This is a genomic window from Streptomyces sp. NPDC041200 (assembly GCF_055591805.1).
This window is the reverse complement of the sequence record NZ_JBVIZF010000009.1, coordinates 220749-235843: the sequence shown is the minus strand read 5'-3', so window position 1 is coordinate 235843 and position 15095 is coordinate 220749. Positions and strand designations below refer to the sequence as shown.

Sequence of the window (15095 nt, the reverse complement as noted above, 5' to 3'; positions counted from 1 at the left end):
CGGTGAGCCAGGAGCGGCGGCCGGTGCGCTTCCACCACGCGCGCCGACCGCCGCGGCTCAGGCCCGCTCTCTCCTGCCGCCGTGGCGGATCGTCTGCCACAGCGGGGTGCCGAGGGCGACGATCACGATGGCCCCGGCCAGCTGCAGCAGATGCCGGATCCAGTCGAATCCGCCGGTGTGCCTGACCCCGATCCACCCGGCCACCGCGTTGCCGATGATGGCCCCGAGGATGCCGTAAATGCAGGTCAGCCACAGCGGGATGTCTTGCTTGCCCGGCAGGATCGCTCTGGCGATCACACCGAGAATGATTCCTACGACGATCGCCCACAGCCAGTTCATGTCGCCTCCTGACGCGGCGGGGGATGCGCGTTTCCTCCCAGTGTTCGACCGTTTTCGGTACGGCGCATGTCGAAGCGTCCCGTACGCGCCCTGCCGTACCGGGCTCGCCACCCGTCGGGGTGCCCCGGTCTCGAACCGTATGGGGGCGCGGCGTAACGTTGAGTACGTATCGAAGCGGGGGTACCTGCTCGGGGACCAGGTGGTGGAACGTGATGCGGAAGCACAGTGAGGCCGAGGTCTTCCGGATCACCGGGGCCCGCCAGGGGCTGGCCGATGATGTGCGCGGCCGACAGCGGCGCTATGTGATCTCGATGTCGGTGCGGACGGTGGCGGTCGTGCTCGCGGCCGTGCTGTGGAATGTCGAGCGCCATGTGGCCATCGTTGCCCTGGTGCTGGGTGTGCTCCTGCCCTATGTCGCGGTCGTGATCGCGAACGCGGGCCGGGAGAACGCCACTTCGCTTCCCTCGACCTTCATCCCGACTCCCTTGCGACCGATGCTGGGCTCCGGCCGGGACGAGGCGCCCTCGGACGCGGAACCGCATTCCGCGCCGCGAACGGAGCCGGATTCGGGGGCGCATTCGGAGGCACATTCGGGGACGGCGGAATCTGTCCCGGAAGATGCCGCACATACCAGCGAGGATGGACGCGGCGGATACGGCTGACCTGCCGCGTTTCCGTAAGCTCAGGAAAACCTCAGATCAATCGTGCAGTTCCGGTGCACCGCGCCCTATCCCTCGTGACATACTTCGTACGCGCTCCGCATCCCCCGTCGGAGCGACGGACCGACGCCGGGCGGCTCCCCCCGTGGCTGCCCGGCGTCGTCATGTCCGCGCCGGTTTCCGTAGCATCTGCGGTGTGAACATCCTCAACGCCGCCACCGAGACCGAGACCGACACCCCGATCTGCTCCGCCAAGGGCTGCCGCGCCACCGCCGTCTGGGTGCTGGCCTGGAACAACCCCAAGTTGCACACCCCGGAGCGGCGGAAGACCTGGCTGGCGTGCGAGGAGCACCGCGAGCACCTGTCGAAGTTCCTGGGGATGCGCGGCTTCCTCAAGGACGTCGTGACCCTGGAGGACTGGTCAGCCACCGATCGCTGACATCGGGCGGTCCGGCTGCAGGAACGACGGGTCGTCCAGCCCGGACCCCGCCTTCTTGCCCCACATCGCCAGCCGCCACAGCCGGGCGATCTCCTCGTCCGGTGCGCCGGAGCGCAGCGCGCCCCGCAGATCGGACTCCTCGCGCGCGAACAGGCAGGTCCGCACCTGTCCGTCGGCGGTGAGCCGGGTGCGGTCGCAGGCGCGGCAGAAGGGGCGGGTGACGGAGGCGATGACGCCGACCCGGGCCGGGCCGCCGTCGACCAGCCAGCGCTCGGCGGGGGCGGAGCCGCGCTCGTCGTCGCCCTCGGCGGTGAGAGTGAAGCGGGTGCGCAGGCTCTCCAGGATGTCCCCGGCGGTGATCATGCCCTCGCGCTGCCAGCCGTGCTGGGCGTCGAGCGGCATCTGCTCGATGAAGCGCAGTTCGTAGCCGTTGTCCAGGGCCCAGGCGAGCAGATCGGGGGCCTCGCCGTCGTTGAGCCCCGGCATCAGCACGGCGTTGACCTTGACCGGGGTGAGCCCGGCGGAGTGCGCGGCGGCGAGGCCGCGCAGCACGTCGCCGTGGCGCTTGCGCCGGGTCATGGTCTGGAAGACGTCGGGGCTCAGGGTGTCCAGCGAGACGTTGACCCGGTCGAGACCGGCGTCGCGCAGGGCCACGGCGGTGCGCTCCAGGCCGATGCCGTTGGTGGTCAGCGACATCTCGGGGCGCGGCGTGAGCGCGGCGCAGCGCTCGACGATGGAGACGAGCCCGGGACGCAGCAGCGGCTCACCGCCGGTGAAGCGGACCTCGGTGACGCCCAGCTCGGTGACGGCGATCCGGATCAGCCGGACGATCTCGTCGTCGGTGAGCAGATCCGGCTTGGCGAGCCATTGAAGCCCCTCTTCCGGCATGCAGTAGGTACACCGCAGGTTGCACCTGTCGGTCAGGGAGACACGCAGGTCGGTAGCGGTCCGACCATAGGTGTCGGTCAGCATGTCGGCGGCCCCTCACGGTTCGCTTGCGTGCGCTGAGGTCAATTGTCCCGCAGCGTACGTCAAAGCAGTGACATCGAGGGGCCGCCGGGGGTGCGGACGGCGTCAGTGGGCGCCGTGTCCGGTGAGCGAGCGCACCTCCAGTTCGGCGTATTTGCCCTTGTCCGGCTCCTCCTTGGAGACGAGGGTGCCCAGCCAGCCGAGCAGGAAGCCCAGCGGGATGGAGATCAGGCCGGGGTTCTCCAGCGGGAACCAGTGGAAGTCGACGTCCGGGAACATCGAGGTCGGCTTTCCGGAGACGACGGGCGAGAAGAGCACCAGGAAGACGGAGGAGATGAGTCCGCCGTAGATCGACCAGAGGGCGCCCTGGGTAGTGAAACGTTTCCAGAACAGGCTGTACAGGATGGTCGGCAGATTGGCGGAGGCCGCGACCGCGAAGGCGAGGGCGACGAGTCCGGCCACGTTGAGATCTCGGGCGAAGACCCCGAGGACGACGGCGACGGTGCCGATGCCGACGGTGGCCCAGCGGGCGGCCCGGATCTCCTCCTGCTGCGTCGCCTGGCCCTTGCGGATCACGTTGGCGTACAGGTCGTGGGCGAAGGACGACGAGGAGGCGAGGGTGAGCCCGGCGACGACGGCGAGGATCGTCGCGAACGCCACCGCGGAGATCACCGCGAGCAGGATCGCGCCCCCGGTGGAGTCCGCGCCGCCGCCGATCTCCTCGGCGAGCAGGGGCGCCGCGGTGTTGCCGGACTTGTTGGACGCGATGATCGCGTCCCGGTCCAGCAGGGCCGCCGCGCCGAAGCCGAGCGCGATCGTCATCAGGTAGAAGCCGCCGATGATGCCGATCGCCCAGTTGACCGACTTACGGGCGGCCTGGGCGGTGGGCACGGTGTAGAAGCGGATGAGGATGTGCGGCAGTCCGGCGGTGCCGAGCACCAGCGCGATACCGAGCGAGAGGAAGTCGAGCTTGGAGGTGGCGTTGACGCCGTACTTGAGGCCGGGCTCCAGGAACGAGCTGCCCATACCGCTGTTCTTGGCGGCCTCACCGAGCAGCGCCGAGACGTTGAAGTCGAACTTGAGCAGCACCAGGAAGGTGATCAGCAGTGTGCCCGCGATGAGCAGGACGGCCTTGACCATCTGCACCCAGGTGGTGCCCTTCATGCCGCCGATGGTGACGTAGAGCATCATCACCACGCCGACCAGTACGACGATGAGGATCTTCCCGGCCTCGCTGGTGATGCCGAGCAGCAGCGAGACGAGGACGCCCGCGCCCGCCATCTGGGCCAGCAGGTAGAAGATCGACACGACGATGGTGGAGACGCCCGCGGCGGTGCGCACCGGACGCTGGCGCATCCGGTAGGCGAGCACGTCGCCCATCGTGTAGCGGCCGGAGTTGCGCAGCGGTTCGGCGACCAGGAGCAGGGCGACCAGCCAGGCGACGAGGAAGCCGATGGAGTACAGGAAGCCGTCGTAACCGGAGAGCGCGATGGCCCCGGCGATGCCGAGGAAGGACGCGGCGGACATGTAGTCGCCGGAGATCGCGAGCCCGTTCTGGAAGCCGGAGAACTGTCGGCCACCGGCGTAGAAGTCGTTGGCGTCCTTGGTCTGGCGGCCCGCCCAGACGGTGATCGCCAGGGTCGCCACGACGAAGAGCGAGAAGAGCGTGATGATCAGCGGCCGGTTGTCCGAAGCGCTCTCGGCCGCGAGCAGCTGGATGCTCATGCCGTGCCCCTTTCAATCGCTTCTCCGCCCACGCGGCGCAGAGGCGCGGCATTGCGTGTCGTCTGCGGCCCGGCGGCCGCGCGTGCGTCGCTCATGAGGTGTCCCCCAGACGGGCCTTGATGGCCTCCGCGCGCGGGTCGAGCTTGGCGGCGGCGTGCCGGGAGTACCACCAGGCGATCAGGAAGGTGGTCAGGAACTGGGCGAGGCCGAACACCAGCGCGACGTTGATGTTGCCGACGACCTTGGTGCCCATGAAGCCGCCCGCGTAGTTGGACAGCAGGACGTAGAGCAGGTACCAGCTGACGAACGCTATGGTCAGCGGGAAGGCGAACGAGCGGTGTGCGGTGCGCAGTTCGCCGAACTCGGGGCTCGCCTGCACCTCGTCGTACGGGGGGCGTTGGTGCTGCCGCTGATCGTCGGGACGATCGCTGGCCGGTGCGGTATCCACGGTCTCTCCTGGTGAGTGGGTCTGACGGTGCGTACGGCGGTGCGAGGGTGATCCGGATCACGCATCGTAAGGGCGGTAGCGAAGTGAGCGACAGGGTCTGGTGGTTGAAAGACGGAGAGAGATTCGCTGATGCGTTTGGATCCGGGCGCTGTGGCGGGTTTTCTTCCGGAATGTATTGATACTCGGCGATGATCAGCGATAGCTTCGCTCGTCATGTACCCGCCCACGCGCATCCGCGCTGCGGCGGTCGCTACGGATGAGGTGGAGACCCCATGGCTCAGCTGAGATCGGATGCTCCCAGACCCGGGACGAGTTCCACTGCGCGAATGAAGTCTTCCGGATCGCGGGGGCTGACGCCGCGCGCCGTCGCCATACCCGCCGCCCTGGCGCTCACCGGCGCGCTGGCGTTCCTGCCGACCTCGGCGGGCGCCACCGGGCAGGACAACCACCAGCCCGCCGCCCCGGCCGCGACGACCGCCGACGGCCCGTCGCTCAGCTACGTCGTCAACGTCCGCCCGGGCCACCGCGACAGCTCGCGGATCGAGAAGGCCATCAAGCGGGCCGGTGGCACGGTGGTCATCTCGTACGACCGGATCGGCGTCATCGTCGCCCACTCGGCCAACCCGGATTTCGCCAAGACCCTCCGTACGGTCCGCGGCGTCGCCTCCGCCGGTGCCACCCGCACCGCGCCGCTGCCCGCCCAGTCCACCGGCGACGTCGGCACCCCGAAGCTGCTCAGCGAGAAGGAGCGCAAGGCGGTCGCGGCCAGCGCCAAGGCCGGTCAGGACCCGCTGGAGCCGCTGCAGTGGGACCTGCCCGCCATCAAGGCGGACAAGGCCCATGAGAAGACCCTCGGCAGCCGCAAGGTGACGGTCGCGGTCATCGACACCGGCGTGGACGACACCCACCCGGACCTCGCGCCCAACTTCGACCGCAAGGCCTCGGCCAACTGCGTGTCGGGCAAGGCGGACACCACCGAGGGGTCCTGGCGGCCGAGCGCCGAGGAGAGCCCGCACGGTACGCACGTCGCGGGTGAGATCGCCGCCGCGAAGAACGGCGTCGGCGTCACCGGGGTCGCCCCGGGCGTCAAGGTGTCCGGCATCAAGGTGTCGACGACCGCCGGGTTCTTCTACACCGAGGCCGTCGTCTGCGGCTTCATGTGGGCGGCCGAACGCGGTGTCGACGTCACCAACAACAGCTATTACACCGACCCGTGGTACTTCAACTGCACCGGTGACCCGGACCAGAAGGCCCTGGTCGAGGCGGTGCGCCGGGCCTCGTCGTACGCCGAGCGCAAGGGCGTGGTCAACGTCGCTGCGGCGGGCAACGAGAACTATGACCTCACCTCCGACTCGATCACCGACACCTCCAGCCCGAACGACACCACCCCCGGTGAGCGGGTCATAGACCCCAGCACCTGCCTGGACATCCCGACCCAGCTGCCGGGCGTCGTCACCACCGCCTCGACCGGCGCCAAGGGGATGAAGTCCTCGTTCTCCAACCACGGGCTCGGGATCATCGACGTCGCGGCCCCCGGCGGCGACAGCACGGTCTACCAGAAGCCCGCGCCCCCGGCCCAGGACGGCCGGATCTACAACACCCTCCCGGGCGGCAAGTACGGCTACATGGCGGGCACCTCGATGGCCTCCCCGCACGCGGCGGGCGTCGCGGCGCTCATCAAGAGCACCCACCCGAAGGCCTCCGCCGCCATGGTGAAGGCCCTCCTCAAGGCCGGGGCCGACGACACCGCCTGCCCGACGTCGTACGACATCGACGGCGACGGCAAGATCGACGCGGTGTGCGAGGGCGGCAAGAACAACAACGGCTTCTACGGAGCCGGAATCGTGGACGCCCTGGACGCGGTCAAGAAGTGACCCGCTGACAGGATGTACGGGCCGCCGGGCAGCGCTTCCGCCCGGCGGCCCGTCACGTGTTCCCGGGAAGTCGCGAGAGGATCCGCCACCGTGCGCCACGACGACTCCTGGGGCCCGCTGCCGCCACGGCCGCTCACCCCGCTGGTGTTCCGGTTCGTTCTGAGCGTGCTGATCCTGCCGCTGTGGTGGCTGCTGCTGGCGGTGCTCTTCCTGGCCCTCCTCGCGTTCGCCCTGGTGGCCGACATCTTCGCTCTGGTCCCCGGGTTCGAGAAGGGGTTCGGCAAGCAGATCGACCGCTCCCGCGCGGCGCTGGAGCTGTGGCCCGCCTGGTCCGTGACCTGGCCGGAGCTGCGGCACGAGGGGGACGCGGACTACTACCGGGCGCGGGCGGAGGAGAAGGTCGCCGGTCTGACCGACCAGCAGCTGGCCGCCCGGGAGGCCGGGAAGCCGCCGCCGCCCGGCCCGTACGACATCCCGGTGCGCGACTACCGCGCCGTGGGCGCGGGTCATGTCGTCGAGGTGGCACGGGCCCGGGGCTGGGACCTGAGCCACGACCTGCCCTCCGACCCGGCCCGGATCGTCCGGCTCAGGCGGCTGCCGGAAGCGGCCTGAGCGGCGCCTCGCGGGCGGTCGCGTGCAGCAGTCCCGTGGTCAGCAGGAACTGCGCGGCGAGATAGGTGGCCATGATCCAGAACTGCGGTACGGGCGGCCGCGGCCAGTCCGCGAGACCGGCCGCGATCAGGCCGTCGGACAGCAGGAACAGCGCCCCGCCGAGCCCGGCCCCGTGGACTGGGCCCGCCCGCAGCGCGCCCAGCGCCATCGCCGTCAGCAGCAGGCTGTACGCGGCGACCGGCACGCGCAGCGCGGCGTCGAGCCCGGGCCACAGCGCGGCCGTGCTGCCGAGCCACACCGCGGCGTAACCGCACGCCACCCAGGGCACCGTACGGCGCGACCCGGACCGCGCGAACAGGGTGAGGTAGCAGAGGTGTCCGGCCGCGAAGCAGCCCATTCCGGCCAGGAAGGCGGTCTCGCCGCCGAGTTGCAGCAGGACGTCCCCGCCGCAGCCGCACAGCAGGGCGGCGACCAGCGGGCGCGGCCCGCCGCGCAGAGCCGCGTACGCCGCGAGGACCGGCATCAGGGCGGGCTTCGTCAGATGGACGAGCGTGGTGGCGTCCGCGAGCAGCGCGCCCAGGTGCACGGCGGCCAGCAGCACGATGAGCCCGCCCAGGGCGCGCGGCGCGCTCATACGGCACGCTCCGGTGCCCGCTCCGGCGCGTGAGGCGCGTCGGGCGCGTGAGGCGCGGCAGGCGCGTCGGGCGCGTGAGGCGCGTCGGGCGCGTGAGGCGCGCCAGGCGCGTCGGGCGGCGGCGCGGGCGCCCAGCCCGGGCCGCCGAAGACCCGCCCTGCGCGCTCGCGCCAGTCGCGGGCGGCCGCGACGTCCCGGGCGATGGCCGCGTACTCATGGGTGGCCACGCGCAGCGGGTTGTAGGTGTCGATGTTCTTGGTGAGCCCGAAGACCGGGCGCTGGACCTCCGGGACGAACGACCGGAAGAGCCGGTCCCAGACGATGAGGATCCCGCCGAAGTTGCGGTCCAGATAGCCCCCTTGGGAGGCGTGGTGGACGCGGTGGTGCGACGGCGTGTTGAAGACGAACTCGATCGGGCGCGGCAGGGTGCCGATCCGCTCGGTGTGGATCCAGAACTGATAGACGAGGTTCACCGACGAGCAGAACGCGACCGCCGCCGGATGCACCCCGAGCGCGATCATCGGTACGTAGAACGGCCACACCGTCCAGGTGGTCCACGGCTGCCGCAGCGCGGTGGTGAAGTTGAACTTGCGGCTGGAGTGGTGCACCACATGACAGGCCCACAGGACGCGGATCACATGGTGCCCGCGGTGCGACCAGTAGTAGAAGAAGTCCTGCGCGAGCAGCATCAGCGGCAGCGTCCACCACTCCACCGGGACGCGCAGCGGGGTGAGTTCGTACACGGCGGAGTAGACCGCCACGATCGGGATCTTCCACACCAGGTCGAAGACGAGGCTGCCGAGCCCCATGGTGACGCTGGTCGCGGCGTCCTTGGCCGCGTATCCCTCGGCGTCCTCATCGGGGTGCAGGCGGTAACTCACCATCTCCACGACGGTGAGCAGCACGAAAGCGGGTATCGACCACAGCACGGCGTTGGGCAAATGCGGCATACCGGCAACATAGAGCCGCTTTCGCCCCACCGCCAGAGGTAGTTACCAACAAGTATGCTAGACACGTTGTCAACAACGAGCCGCGATCGGAACGCTGACGGCACGTACCCGGCGGTCCGCGGTGTCCGAGCGGGCCCGTATCCTCATGGACCATGCTCGAAGACCCCACGGCAGCCGTCCCGCGAACCGCGTCAACACCCTCGTGGCCGGAGGCCTATCCGCAGGGGTACGCGGTGGTCGACGTGGAGACCACCGGTCTCGCCCGCGACGACCGGATCGTCTCCGCGGCGGTCTACCAGCTCGACGCCCGGGGCGCGGTGCAGGACACCTGGTACACGCTGGTCAACCCGCAGCGCGATCCGGGACCCGTATGGATCCACGGCCTCACCCGGGAGACGCTGAAGGACGCCCCGCTCTTCCCGGACATCGCCGCCGCGTTCTCCGAGCGCCTCGCCGGGCGCGTCCTGGTCGCGCACAACGCCGCCTTCGACTGGTCGATGATCGCCCGCGAGTTCGCCCGGTCGAAGACCGAGGCGCCGGTGCGTCAGCGGCTGTGCACCATCGCCCTCTCCAAGGAGCTGCGGCTTCCGCTGGCCAACCACAAGCTGGAGACCCTGGCCGCGCACTACGGCGTCGTCCAGGAGCGGGCCCACCACGCGCTGGACGACGCGCGCGTGCTCGCCGAGACGTTCCGGCCGAGCCTCCGGCGGGCCGCCGAGGCCGGGCTGCGGCTGCCCCTGCTGGCCTGTCAGCCGCTCACCGAATGGTCGGACCCGCCGGCCCGCTCGGTCGGCCCCCAGCGCTCGTACCGGCAGCAGAGCTGGCGCCCCAGCCGTAAGCGCCCCGCCTGCCCCTACCCCAACCCGGGGCGCTACCAGCCGGGCGGGCTGCTGACCCAGGGCATGCGGGTGGCGTTCTCCGGGGACACCTCGGTCGACCGGGAGCTGCTGGAGGACCGGGCCGTCGAGGCCGGGCTGCACGTGGCGACCAGCGTGTCCCGGCTCACCAGCCTGCTGGTCACCAACGATCCGGACGCGGCCACCTCCAAGACGGCCAAGGCCCGCTCCTTCGGGACGCCCATCGTCGACGAGGCCGCCTTCACCCACCTCCTGCTCGACGTCACCCCTGCCGAGCCGACAATCAGGTGAAGTACGCGCGACGCGCCCGCCCGCCGCTCGCCCGGCACCGTCCGGGCCCGCACGCTGAGGCGCATGGCACGCTGTGAGGTCTGCGGAAACGACTACACCATGACGTTCGAGGTGCACGCCCAAGGGCAGGTGCACGTCTTCGACTGCTTCTCCTGCGCCATCCACCGTATGGCGCCCATCTGCGAGCACTGCCGATGCCAGATCATCGGCCAGGGGGTGGAGGTGGACGGCCATTACTACTGCGGCGCCCACTGCTCCCGCGCGGAAGGGAAGGAGGGCATCGTCGACCACGTATGAGCCCGGGCCGGATGCGTGGATTGTCGTCCGGTGCCCCCCACGGCCGGGGGACAATCCACGCCGAGTAGTGTCAAGGACGTGTACCGCTTCCTGTTGACCCGACAGTGGGTGATCCTCACCCTGATCGGGCTCGCGCTGATCCCCACCATGATCAGACTGGGCTTCTGGCAGCTGCACCGCCACGAGGCCAAGGTCGCGCAGAACCAGCTGATCGGGAACAACCTCGGCGCCCCCGCCGTGCCGGTCGACCAGCTCACCGCCCCCGGCCGCACCGTCCCCCGCGACGACACCTTCCGTACGGTGACCGCCACCGGGACGTACGACACGGCCCACGAGGTCGTCGTCCGCCAGCGCACCGGCTCCGACGAGCAGAGCATCGGCTACTTCGTCCTCACCCCGCTGATCGAGGGCAAGCGGGCCGTCCTCGTCAACCGGGGCTGGATCCCCGCCGGGGCCGACCTCACCAAGTTCCCCGAGGTCCCGGCCGCCCCCCGGGGCAAGGTCACCGTCACCGGCCGCCTCAAGGCCGACGAGACCAGCGCGGGCAGCGGCATCAAGGACAAGTCGGGGCTGCCGCCGCGCCAGGTCATGCTGATCAACAGCGAGCAGCAGGCCAAGGCGCTCGGGCGCCCCCTCCAGGGCGGCTACATCGAGCTGACCTCGTCCTCCCCCAAGGGCGGCAAGCAGCCCGACCCGGTGCCGGAGCCGGAGCACGACGACATCGGCCCGCACATGGCGTACGCCGTCCAGTGGTGGCTGTTCACCGCCGGAGTGCCCGTCGGCTGGTTCGTCCTGGCCCGCCGGGAGCGCCGCGACCAGGCGGCCGAGGCCGCCAAGGCCGCCGACGCCTCCGCCGGGACGGCCGAGCCGAAGACTCCCGCCGCGGCCAATGCGGAGTAGCCTTCCCGCTCCCCGGGAAGATGCTCCGACGTGCCACAGGACATCGACGACTACGCACTCATCGGGGACCACCAGACGGTGGCCCTGATCAGCCGCGAGGGCTCGGTCGACTGGCTGTGCCTGCCCCGCTTCGACTCCGCCGCCTGCTTCGCCGCCCTCCTCGGCGACGAGGACAACGGCCACTGGCGGCTCGCTCCCAAGGGCGCCGGGGTCTGCACCCGCCGCGCCTACCTCGAGGACTCCCTCGTCCTGGAGACCATCTGGGAGACCGGCTCCGGCACCGTCAAGGTCATCGACTTCATGCCGCAGCGCGACCGCGCGCCCGACCTCATCCGCATCGTCGAGGGCGTCTCCGGCAGCGTCGAGATGGCGGGCGTCCTGCGGCTGCGCTTCGACTACGGGCGCGTCATCCCCTGGGTGCGGCGCACCGACGGCCACCGCATCGCCGTCGCCGGGCCCGACTCCGTATGGCTGCGCTCCGAACCCGAGGTGCACACCTACGGCAAGGACTTCAGCACCCGCTCCGAGTTCACCGTCTCCGCCGGTGACCGGGTCGCCTTCGTCCTCACCTGGCACCCCTCCCACGAGCCCCGGCCCCGCCTCGTCGACCCGTACGAGGCCCTGCGCTCCAGCCTGCACGACTGGCGCGCCTGGGCCGCCCGCTGCCGCTACCAGGGCCCCTACCGGGACGCCGTCGTACGCTCCCTCATCACCCTCAAGGCGCTCACCTACGCGCCCACCGGCGGCATCGTCGCCGCCCCCACCACCTCGCTGCCCGAACGGCTCGGCGGGGTGCGCAACTGGGACTACCGCTACTGCTGGCTGCGCGATTCCACGCTCACCCTGAACGCCCTCCTCTCCGCCGGATACCGCGAAGAGGCCGCCGACTGGCGCGACTGGCTGCTCCGCGCGATCGCCGGGGACCCCGCCGAACTCCAGATCATGTACGGGCTCGGCGGCGAGCGGCGCCTTCCCGAGCTGGAGCTGCCGTGGCTGGAGGGCTACGGCCACTCCGTCCCCGTCCGCGTCGGCAACGACGCCGTCAATCAGCGCCAGCTCGACGTCTACGGCGAGGTCCTCGACACGTTCCACCTCGCCCGTACCCATGGCATGGCGCCCCAGCCGCAGGCCTGGAAGATCCAGAGCGCCCTGATGGACTTCCTCGAATCCGCCTGGCAGGACCCCGACGAGGGCCTGTGGGAGGTCCGCGGGCCCCGCCGTCACTTCGTCCACTCCAAGGTCATGGCCTGGGTCGCCGCCGACCGAGCCGTCCGCACCACCGAAGCCCACCCCGAGCTGAAGGGCGACGCTGACCGGTGGCGGGCCATGCGGGAGGCGGTCCACCGCGAGGTCTGCGAGAAGGGCTACGACGCCTCCCGCAACACCTTCACCCAGTCCTACGGCTCCACCGCGCTCGACGCCGCCACCCTGCTCATCCCCCGCGTCGGCTTCCTGCCGCCCGACGACCCCCGCGTCGTCGGCACCATCGACGCCGTGCGAAGCGAGCTGAGCCACGACGGCATCATCCGCCGCTACTCGACCGACGAGACCGCCGACGGGCTCCCCGGCTCCGAGGGCGCCTTCCTCGCCTGCTCCTTCTGGCTCGCCGACGCCCTCCATCTCACCGGCCGCCGCCGGGAGGCCTCCGCCTTGTTCGAGCGGCTCCTCGCCCTGCGCAACGACGTCGGCCTCCTCGCCGAGGAGTACGACCCCGGGGCCGACCGGCTGCTCGGCAACTTCCCGCAGGCTTTCAGCCACATCGGCTTGGTGGGGACCGCCCTCACCCTCGCGGACCATTCCGAGGCAGACTGACCCCATGGATCTTGGACTGAAAGACCGCGTGTACATCGTCACCGGAGCCACCCGCGGGCTGGGCCGTGCCGCCGCGGCGGAGCTGGTCGCCGACGGCGCCAAGGCCGTCATCACGGGCCGCGACGCCGAGACCGCGGCCGCGGCCGCCGCCGGTCTGGGCCCGGATGTCGTCGGCGTCGCCGCCGACAACGCCGACCCCGACGCCGCCGAACGCCTCATCGCCACCGCCCGCGAGCGGTTCGGGCGCTTCGACGGCATCCTCATCAGCGTCGGCGGGCCGCCCGCCGGGCCCACCGCCGACATCACCGACGCCCAGTGGCAGACCGCCTTCGACTCGGTCTTCCTCGGTGCCGTACGGCTCGCCCGGGCCGCCGCCGCCGAGCTGACCCCCGGCGGTGTGATCGGCTTCGTCCTCTCCGGCTCCGTCCACGAGCCGGTCCCCGGCCTCACCGTCTCCAACGGCCTCCGGCCGGGGCTCGCGGGCTTCGCCAAGAACCTCTCGCTGGAGCTGGGCCCGCGCGGCGTCCGCGTCGTGGGTCTCCTCCCGGCGCGCATCGACACCGACCGGGTGCGTGAGCTGGACGGGCTCTCCGGGGACGCGGATGCCGCGCGGGAGCGCAACAGTGCGGCGATTCCGCTGCGGCGGTATGGCGCTCCCGAGGAGTTCGGCAAGGCCGCCGCGTTTCTCCTGTCCCCCGCGGCCTCCTATCTCACCGGGCTGATGCTTCCGGTGGACGGGGGCGCGCTCCACGGCTGGTGACGCCGGGGGCCTTCCCCACCCCGCCCCTTCCCGATACCGGGGCTCCGCCCCGGACCCCGGTGGGGGCTCCGCCCCAGACCCCGCTCCTCAAGCGCCGGAGGGGCTGGGTTTTGCACTAACGGGCTCGCTCCGCTCCGTGGTGATCGCCTCTCAGGCGGACCTCCGTCGGGAGGCGGTCCAGGCCCGCTGAGGTGCGGGCTTGGGTCAGCGTCTCCGACTCCAGGCGGCGTAGCGTCGCGGCCGGTTCCGCCCCTGGGTCGAGGCGCAGGCCTACCCGGGCCCGGGGCGCGGCACGGCGGCCGTGGAGGTGGATGTGGGCGTGGGAGACGCCGGACAGGGACTCCGCGTCGGCCCGCAGGGCGGCTTCCAGGGCGCGGCCGCGCAGCCAGGCGCCGGTCCCGTCGTCCAGGGGGACGAGGATGTCGTGCAGCCTGCGCCGCCGCAGTTGGGCCAGGGCCCACCACAGGGCGAGCAGGGCCAGCACGCTCAGTGCCGCGATGAGGCCGGGCCACCACCAGCCCTCGTCGCGCCAGCGCACCCGGTCCGCGTGGGAAAGCAGGACGGCGTGGGGGGTGCGGCGTCCGGCGAGCAGGGCCGCCGCACCCGCGCCCATCAGGGCGAGGCCCAGCAGGCCCAGCAGCACCCGGTTCGCGATGCTCATGGCGTCCGATCACCTCGCCGGTCGTCGGACGTGGACGGACAGCCCCGGCCGTCGGGCGAGGCCGAGTTGCCGGATGCCGTCCTGGAGGACGGTGAGGAGATCCGCCCGTACCTCGTCGAGGTCGCGGAAGTGCGCCTGGGCGCGGGCCCTGATGCGGCGGCGGCCGACATCGACGCGTACGGCCCGTACGCCGGGCACGGCCATCGCCCGGTCGCGCAGCACCAGACCGGCGGCGGAACGGTCGATTCCGGCCCGGGTGACGCCACCGTTTCCGTTCATCGGCAGGAGGCTACGCAGGCCCGGGGTCACGGCCAGCGCCACCATCCACAGTCCGATCACGACCAGCGCCACCGCGATCCCCACGATCCAGCCGTCGTGCAGCGGGCGGGAGGCGAGCTGGTCGGCGAGCCAGTGGCGCCACTCCATCACGGGGTGGCCGGTGCGTTCGGAGACGATGTCGTACAGGAGCAGTCCGAGCGCGCCGAACAGCACGAGGGCGGTCAGTCCGGCCGGTACGCGCCGGGCGGACCAGAAGCGGCCCAAGCCGTTCATCGGACTTTCCCCCGGTCGAGCTGCGGTGAGCGCAGCCGTTCCACGGTCACCGCCACGTCCGGCACCTCCATGCCCGTCAGTTCACCGACCCGGGTCGCCACATGGCGCCGTACCGCCCCGCACTGCGCGCCGATGTCGGACGGGTAGCCCAGCTCGATGGCGACCCGTACGCGCGCGGCGCCCGCGCGGACCGCGACGGCGGCGTGCGGGAGCCCGCCGCCGAGCGCTTCCCGCGCCGCCCATGAGGCGATCTTCGCGACGGCGCGGTCCGCGATCCTCGTCGCGCCCCGCTCCCCCGGCTCGCGTGCCCCCACCG

Annotated in this window: 18 protein-coding genes; 9 read left to right on the top strand and 9 right to left on the bottom strand. The window is 71.3% G+C overall.

The window, feature by feature from the left end; genetic code table 11:
- Nucleotides 1–57 precede the first annotated feature (57 nt).
- The gene (locus ACZ6CL_RS22160; RefSeq protein WP_468937867.1) at nucleotides 58–339 is read right to left on the bottom strand and encodes a GlsB/YeaQ/YmgE family stress response membrane protein; all 282 of its coding nucleotides are present in this window, start codon (nucleotides 337–339) and stop codon (nucleotides 58–60) included.
- A 212-nt stretch (nucleotides 340–551) separates the two neighbouring features.
- Here ACZ6CL_RS22160 and ACZ6CL_RS22155 point away from each other — a divergent pair, with 212 nt between their 5' ends.
- Nucleotides 552–1001, top strand: a complete 450-nt coding sequence (locus ACZ6CL_RS22155) for a DUF3099 domain-containing protein (protein ID WP_468937951.1) — start codon at nucleotides 552–554, stop codon at nucleotides 999–1001.
- A gap of 193 nt (nucleotides 1002–1194) precedes the next feature.
- Nucleotides 1195–1437 carry a hypothetical protein gene (locus tag ACZ6CL_RS22150; protein ID WP_468937865.1) on the top strand — a complete coding sequence of 81 codons (243 nt, stop codon included), beginning with the start codon at nucleotides 1195–1197 and terminating at the stop codon, nucleotides 1435–1437.
- Here the strand turns inward: ACZ6CL_RS22150 and moaA are convergent.
- From moaA to ACZ6CL_RS22135, 3 genes are all read right to left on the bottom strand, one after another.
- A complete protein-coding gene (gene moaA / locus ACZ6CL_RS22145; protein WP_468937863.1) occupies nucleotides 1420–2409 on the bottom strand; it encodes a GTP 3',8-cyclase MoaA in 990 nt (329 codons plus the stop codon). The two genes, ACZ6CL_RS22150 and moaA, sit on opposite strands and share 18 nt — an antisense overlap.
- Nucleotides 2410–2511: 102 nt before the next feature.
- Nucleotides 2512–4131, bottom strand: a complete 1620-nt coding sequence (locus ACZ6CL_RS22140; RefSeq protein ID WP_468937861.1) for a solute symporter family protein — start codon at nucleotides 4129–4131, stop codon at nucleotides 2512–2514.
- Between the two features lie 91 nt (nucleotides 4132–4222).
- A complete protein-coding gene (locus tag ACZ6CL_RS22135; RefSeq protein ID WP_468937859.1) occupies nucleotides 4223–4579 on the bottom strand; it encodes a DUF485 domain-containing protein in 357 nt (118 codons plus the stop codon).
- A 326-nt stretch (nucleotides 4580–4905) separates the two neighbouring features.
- Between ACZ6CL_RS22135 and ACZ6CL_RS22130 the strand changes: the two genes are divergently transcribed.
- A complete protein-coding gene (locus ACZ6CL_RS22130) occupies nucleotides 4906–6453 on the top strand; it encodes a S8 family peptidase (protein WP_468937857.1) in 1548 nt (515 codons plus the stop codon).
- A 90-nt stretch (nucleotides 6454–6543) separates the two neighbouring features.
- Nucleotides 6544–7065 (top strand): hypothetical protein, encoded by a 522-nt coding sequence (locus tag ACZ6CL_RS22125; RefSeq protein ID WP_468937855.1) that lies wholly within the window; start codon nucleotides 6544–6546, stop codon nucleotides 7063–7065.
- Here ACZ6CL_RS22125 and ACZ6CL_RS22120 read toward each other — a convergent pair.
- Together ACZ6CL_RS22120 and ACZ6CL_RS22115 are read right to left on the bottom strand one after the other, a co-directional pair.
- Nucleotides 7040–7699 (bottom strand): lysoplasmalogenase, encoded by a 660-nt coding sequence (locus ACZ6CL_RS22120; protein WP_468937854.1) that lies wholly within the window; start codon nucleotides 7697–7699, stop codon nucleotides 7040–7042. The two genes, ACZ6CL_RS22125 and ACZ6CL_RS22120, sit on opposite strands and share 26 nt — an antisense overlap.
- The gene (locus tag ACZ6CL_RS22115) at nucleotides 7696–8649 is read right to left on the bottom strand and encodes a sterol desaturase family protein (protein ID WP_468937852.1); all 954 of its coding nucleotides are present in this window, start codon (nucleotides 8647–8649) and stop codon (nucleotides 7696–7698) included. Before ACZ6CL_RS22115 ends, ACZ6CL_RS22120 begins: the two co-directional genes overlap by 4 nt.
- Before the next feature lie 152 nt (nucleotides 8650–8801).
- Here ACZ6CL_RS22115 and ACZ6CL_RS22110 point away from each other — a divergent pair, with 152 nt between their 5' ends.
- The 5 genes from ACZ6CL_RS22110 (at nucleotide 8802) to ACZ6CL_RS22090 (ending at nucleotide 13566) form a co-directional block, all read left to right on the top strand.
- Nucleotides 8802–9797 (top strand): DEDDh family exonuclease, encoded by a 996-nt coding sequence (locus tag ACZ6CL_RS22110; protein ID WP_468937851.1) that lies wholly within the window; start codon nucleotides 8802–8804, stop codon nucleotides 9795–9797.
- Between the two features lie 63 nt (nucleotides 9798–9860).
- The gene (locus ACZ6CL_RS22105) at nucleotides 9861–10094 is read left to right on the top strand and encodes a hypothetical protein (RefSeq protein WP_385446508.1); all 234 of its coding nucleotides are present in this window, start codon (nucleotides 9861–9863) and stop codon (nucleotides 10092–10094) included.
- A 78-nt stretch (nucleotides 10095–10172) separates the two neighbouring features.
- Nucleotides 10173–10994 carry an SURF1 family cytochrome oxidase biogenesis protein gene (locus ACZ6CL_RS22100; RefSeq protein ID WP_468937849.1) on the top strand — a complete coding sequence of 274 codons (822 nt, stop codon included), beginning with the start codon at nucleotides 10173–10175 and terminating at the stop codon, nucleotides 10992–10994.
- Between the two features lie 30 nt (nucleotides 10995–11024).
- A complete protein-coding gene (locus tag ACZ6CL_RS22095) occupies nucleotides 11025–12806 on the top strand; it encodes a glycoside hydrolase family 15 protein (protein ID WP_468937847.1) in 1782 nt (593 codons plus the stop codon).
- Nucleotides 12807–12810: 4 nt separating this feature from the next.
- Entirely contained in the window at nucleotides 12811–13566 is a 756-nt protein-coding gene (locus ACZ6CL_RS22090) for an SDR family oxidoreductase (protein ID WP_468937845.1), read from the top strand.
- 115 nt (nucleotides 13567–13681) lie between these two features.
- Here ACZ6CL_RS22090 and amaP read toward each other — a convergent pair whose 3' ends face one another.
- The 3 genes from amaP to ACZ6CL_RS22075 are packed head-to-tail and all read right to left on the bottom strand — an operon-like array spanning nucleotide 13682 to nucleotide 15093.
- Entirely contained in the window at nucleotides 13682–14227 is a 546-nt protein-coding gene (gene amaP, locus ACZ6CL_RS22085; protein ID WP_468937844.1) for an alkaline shock response membrane anchor protein AmaP, read from the bottom strand.
- Between the two features lie 9 nt (nucleotides 14228–14236).
- On the bottom strand, nucleotides 14237–14779 hold the full coding sequence (locus ACZ6CL_RS22080) for a DUF6286 domain-containing protein (RefSeq protein ID WP_468937842.1): 543 nt from the start codon (nucleotides 14777–14779) through the stop codon (nucleotides 14237–14239).
- Nucleotides 14776–15093, bottom strand: a complete 318-nt coding sequence (locus ACZ6CL_RS22075; RefSeq protein WP_468937841.1) for an Asp23/Gls24 family envelope stress response protein — start codon at nucleotides 15091–15093, stop codon at nucleotides 14776–14778. Before ACZ6CL_RS22075 ends, ACZ6CL_RS22080 begins: the two co-directional genes overlap by 4 nt.
- Nucleotides 15094–15095 lie beyond the last annotated feature (2 nt).

What these genes read in the sequence shown, in the direction of transcription:
- ACZ6CL_RS22160 (WP_468937867.1), bottom strand. Translation starts at nt 339, where the DNA reads ATGAACTGGCTGTGGGCGATCGTCGTAGGAATCATTCTCGGTGTGATC.
- ACZ6CL_RS22155 (WP_468937951.1), top strand. Translation starts at nt 552, where the DNA reads ATGCGGAAGCACAGTGAGGCCGAGGTCTTCCGGATCACCGGGGCCCGC.
- moaA (WP_468937863.1), bottom strand. Translation starts at nt 2,409, where the DNA reads ATGCTGACCGACACCTATGGTCGGACCGCTACCGACCTGCGTGTCTCC.
- ACZ6CL_RS22140 (WP_468937861.1), bottom strand. Translation starts at nt 4,131, where the DNA reads ATGAGCATCCAGCTGCTCGCGGCCGAGAGCGCTTCGGACAACCGGCCG.
- ACZ6CL_RS22130 (WP_468937857.1), top strand. Translation starts at nt 4,906, where the DNA reads ATGAAGTCTTCCGGATCGCGGGGGCTGACGCCGCGCGCCGTCGCCATA.
- ACZ6CL_RS22120 (WP_468937854.1), bottom strand. Translation starts at nt 7,699, where the DNA reads ATGAGCGCGCCGCGCGCCCTGGGCGGGCTCATCGTGCTGCTGGCCGCC.
- ACZ6CL_RS22115 (WP_468937852.1), bottom strand. Translation starts at nt 8,649, where the DNA reads ATGCCGCATTTGCCCAACGCCGTGCTGTGGTCGATACCCGCTTTCGTG.
- ACZ6CL_RS22110 (WP_468937851.1), top strand. Translation starts at nt 8,802, where the DNA reads ATGCTCGAAGACCCCACGGCAGCCGTCCCGCGAACCGCGTCAACACCC.
- ACZ6CL_RS22105 (WP_385446508.1), top strand. Translation starts at nt 9,861, where the DNA reads ATGGCACGCTGTGAGGTCTGCGGAAACGACTACACCATGACGTTCGAG.
- ACZ6CL_RS22090 (WP_468937845.1), top strand. Translation starts at nt 12,811, where the DNA reads ATGGATCTTGGACTGAAAGACCGCGTGTACATCGTCACCGGAGCCACC.
- amaP (WP_468937844.1), bottom strand. Translation starts at nt 14,227, where the DNA reads ATGAGCATCGCGAACCGGGTGCTGCTGGGCCTGCTGGGCCTCGCCCTG.
- ACZ6CL_RS22080 (WP_468937842.1), bottom strand. Translation starts at nt 14,779, where the DNA reads ATGAACGGCTTGGGCCGCTTCTGGTCCGCCCGGCGCGTACCGGCCGGA.